Annotated in this window: 1 protein-coding gene; it reads right to left on the reverse strand. The window is 72.8% G+C overall.

Annotation, left to right across the window (positions count from 1 at the left end; all coding sequences use genetic code 11):
• On the reverse strand, positions 1-4497 hold a 4497-nt coding region (locus ACFV2X_RS55295; RefSeq protein ID WP_385631850.1), incomplete at both ends, for an SDR family NAD(P)-dependent oxidoreductase.

The following is a 4497-nucleotide window of genomic DNA, read 5'->3' on the forward strand; positions in this document are numbered from 1 at the left end:
CTGACGAATCACCCGCTGCTGCGACGGACCATTCGGCGCCGTCAAACCATTCGACGCACCATCCTGATTCACCGCCGAACCACGCACCACCGCCAGCACGTCGTGGCCATTGCGGCGCGCGTCGGACAGCCGCTCCAGGACCAGCACACCCACACCCTCGGACCAGCCCACACCATCGGCCGACTCCGAGAACGCCTTGCACCGCCCATCCGGCGACAACCCCCGCTGCCGCGAGAACTCCACAAACGACGCCGGTGTCGACATCACCGTCACACCACCGGCCAACGCCAGCGAGCACTCCCCCGACCGCAACGCCTGCGCCGCCAGATGCAGTGCCACGAGGGAAGACGAACACGCGGTGTCGACCGTGACCGCCGGGCCTTCCAGACCCAGCGTGTACGACACCCGCCCCGACACCACACTGCCCGCGCTGCCGTTCGTCTGGTACCCCTCGAACTCCGCACCGCGCAGCAAAGTGCCGTAGTCGTTGTACATCACCCCCGCGAACACACCCGTCCGGCTGCCCCGCAGCGACACCGGATCGATCCCGGCCCGCTCGAACGCCTCCCACGACGTCTCCAGCAACAACCGCTGCTGCGCATCGGTCGCCAACGCCTCACGCGGGCTGAGCCCGAAGAACGCCGCGTCGAACTCCCCCGCATCGTGGAGAAAGCCACCTTGCCGGGTGTACGACGTGCCGACGTGATCCGGGTCCGGGTCGTACAGCGCCTCCAGATCCCAGCCGCGGTTGTCCGGGAAGCCCGAGATGGCGTCCTGACCGCCGTCCACCAGACGCCACAGGTCCTCCGGAGTCCGCACCCCGCCCGGGTAGCGGCAGGCCATGCCCACGACCACCACCGGGTCGTCGGCGACGGGGAGGAGTGCATGGGCCGTGTTCCCGGCCTCCGCGGTATTCGCGACACCGGTCGCTTCCGGGCCGAGCAGTTCGTCCAGCAGGTAGCCCGCCAGCGCCTCGGCGGTCGGATAGTCGAAGACGACGGTCGCGGGCAGCCGAAGGCCCGAGGCGGCGCCGAGCCGGTTGCGCAGCTCCACCGCCGTCAGGGAGTCGAAGCCCAACTCCTGGAAGGCGCGCGTCGGCGCCACGACGTCCGCCGTCGCATGTCCCAGCACCAGCGCCACATGCGTACGGACCAGGTCGAGCGCGGCCTCCGAGCGCTCCGCTCGCGGCAGGGCGGCGAGCCGCTGTGCGAGGGAGGCGGAGGTGCCGGGCGCGGTGGCCGCCGAGCGGCGGAGGGGGGTGCGGATGAGTCCTCGCAGCAGTGGCGGGATCTCGCCACGTGCGCGCAGCGCGGGCAGGTCGAGCGGTACGGGAAGGAGGACGGCTTCCGGCGCGGCGAGGGCGGCGTCGAACAGCGCCACGCCCCGCTCGGCCGGCAACGCGGGCATGCCCTCCCGGGCCAGGCGGCGCATGTCCGCCTCGGTCAGGGTGCTGGTCATCCCGCCCGCCTGGGTCCACGGGCCCCAGGCCAGCGACACCGCCGGAAGCCCGGCCGTACGTCGATGCTCCGCCAGCGCGTCCACAAACGCGTTGCCCGCGGCGTAGTTGGCCTGGCCCGCGCCACCGAAGGTGCCCACCACCGACGAGAAGGTGATGAACGCGGCCAGGTCCAGGTCGCGGGTCAGCTCGTGCAGATGCCAGGCGGCATCCACCTTCGGGCGCAGTACGGCGGCCATGCGCTGCGGGGTGAGGGTCTCGATCACGCCGTCGTCCAGAACGCCCGCGGTGTGCACCACGGCCGTCAGCGGATGGTCCCGCTCCACACCGGCCACCAACTCGGCCAGCGCGTCGCGGTCGGCGATGTCGCATGAGGCCACGGTCACCTGGGCGCCCAGGGCGGTGAGTTCGTCGGCCAGCCGGTCGGCGCCCGCTGCGGCGCGGCCACGGCGACTGGCCAGGAGCAGATGCCTGATCTGGTGGTCGGTGACCAGGTGGCGGGCCAGTATGCCGCCCAGCCCCCCGGTGCCGCCGGTGATCAGCACCGTGCCCTCGGGGTCCCATTCGGCGCCGGGCTCGCCCGGTACGGCCACCCGGGCCAGTCGGCCGACATGGACCGCGCCGTCACGTATCACCAACTGCGGTTCCGGGGAGCCGAGCGCCCCCGGCAGCGCCGCGGCCGACTCGGGCCGGGCGTCGAGGTCGGCGAGGACGAACCGGTCCGGGTGTTCCGCCTGCGCCGAGCGCACCAGGCCCCAAACGGTCGCGGCAGCCACATCGTGGGCGCCGGGCGGGTCGCCGGCGGCGCCTCGGGTGATGAACACCAGCCGGGAGCCCGCCAGGCGTTCCTCCTCGGCCAGCCAGGTCTGCAGGTACGTCAGCACCTGGGCGCTGAGGTGGTGTGCGGTGGCGACCACCGCGTCGGCCGCCTCAGCCGCATCGGCCGCTCCGGCGACCGGGATGAGCACGGCGCCCGGGGCAACAGCCTCGTCACCGATCGCCTGAATGAGGTCGGCGAAATCGGCGTACGGGCGTACGGTGTGGCCCGTGGCCTCGAGCGCCCCGACGAGCCCGAGGGGGTCCGGGCCGACCACGGCAAGCGGCCCGGCGTCGGCGGGGGGTGCGGCGGTGTCGGCGGTGACGGCCGTCCAGTCGAGCCGGAACAGCGAGTCGCGCTCCGTCGCGCCCGCAGCAGAGCTCAGTTGCTCGGCGGACAGCGGCCGTAGTGAAAGGGAGCCGACCGTGGCCACCGGAGTGCCGGAGGTGTCGGCGAGGTCGAGGGACACCGCATGGGGACCAGCCGGGGCGAGCCGCATCCGGAGGGCCCTCGCGCCGCTCGCGTGCAGGGTGACGTTCTCCCAGGAAAAGGGCAGGGCCGTGCGCGGAATCTCCCCGTCGAGCAGCGCCACCGCGCGCAGGGTGGAGTCGAGCAGCGCCGGGTGCAGCCCGAAGCCGTCGGTGTCCGCCGTATCCGCGATGGGTGTGGCGTCGTCCCCGACGTCGGGCAGCGCGATCTCCGCGAAGACCTCCGCGCCCCGCCGCCAAGCCGTGGTGAGCCCCTGGAAGAGGGGGCCGTAGCCGAATCCGTCCTCCGCGAGCCGGTCGTACAGCCCGTCCAGCTCGATGGGCACGGCCCCGGTCGGCGGCCACTGGACAGCGTCGAACGCGATGTCAGGAGCGGTGGTCTGCGTACGTGCACCGAGCACGCCGTCGGCGTGCCGGACCCACTCCCGGCCCACCGCTCCCTCGGGCCGCGCGGACACCGCCATCGGGCGGCGGCCGGCTTCGTCCGCCGCGCCGACCCGCAACTGCACCTGGATCGCGCCGTGCTCGGGGAGCACCAGCGGCGTGGCGAGCGTCAGCTCCTCCACGAGGTCGCAGCCGACCTCGTCACCGGCGCGGATCGCCAGTTCGAGGAGCGCGGTGCCCGGCAGCAGCACGGCGCCCATCACGGCGTGCTGCGCCAGCCACGGATGCGTTCGCAGCGAGAGCCTGCTGGTGAACAGCGCGCCTTCGCCATCGGCCAGCTCCACGGCGGCGCCGAGCAGCGGATGGTCCGCGGATCCCAGTCCGGCGGCGGTGATGTCCCCAGCCGGGTTCGATGTCGGCTGTGGCCAGTAGCGCTCGTGCTGGAAGGCGTACGTCGGCAGCTCGACGCGGTGCGCGCCGCGTCCGCTCCCGTTTCCGTTCCCGCTCCCCGCCAGAAACGCGGCCCAGTCGGGGGACGTACCGCGCACATGGAGCCGGGCGAGGGCGGTGGCCGTGGACAGTTCCTCGGAGCGGTCCCGGCGCAGCAGCGGCAGGAGGGCCGTGTCGGGGGACAGGGAGTCCCTGGCCATGGCGGAGAGTACGCCGTCGGGACCGATTTCGAGGAAGGTGTCGACGCCCGCGTCTTCCAGTGTGCGGAGGCCGTCGGCGAAGCGTACGGCGGCCCGGACGTGTTGTATCCAGTAGTCCGCGGACAGCGTCTCGCCCTCGGTGCCGCTGCCGCTGCCGCTGCCGGGGACGGGTGTTCCGGTCACCATGGACACCATGGGGATCCGCGGCGCGTGGTAGGTCAGTCCCTCGGCCACGGTGCGGAAGTCGTCCAGCATGGGGTCCATCAGCGGGGAGTGGAAGGCGTGCGAGACCGACAGCCGCTTGGTCCTGAACCCCCGCGCGGCGAATTCGTCCGCGACCTCCCGTACGGCGCTCTCCTCACCCGCGATGACCACGGCTTCGGGGGCATTGACGGCGGCGATGCCGATCAGATGCTCTCGGCCCGCCAGCAGCGGTGCCACCTCGTCCTCGGTGGCCTGGAGCGACACCATCGCGCCGGCCTCGGGCAGGGCCTGCATCAGCCGGGCGCGTGCCGCCACCAAGGTGCAGGCGTCCGGCAGGCTGAGCACCCCTGCCGCGTGTGCCGCGGCGAGCTCCCCGATCGAATGCCCGGCCACGAAGCGGGGCGTGATTCCCCAGGACTCCAGCAGCCGGAACAGCGCCACTTCCACCGCGAACAGGGCGGGCTGAGTGAACTCCGTACGGTCAAGAAGCTCCGCTTC

The organism is Streptomyces sp. NPDC059679 (genome assembly GCF_042734105.1).
Lineage (GTDB): Bacteria > Actinomycetota > Actinomycetes > Streptomycetales > Streptomycetaceae > Streptomyces.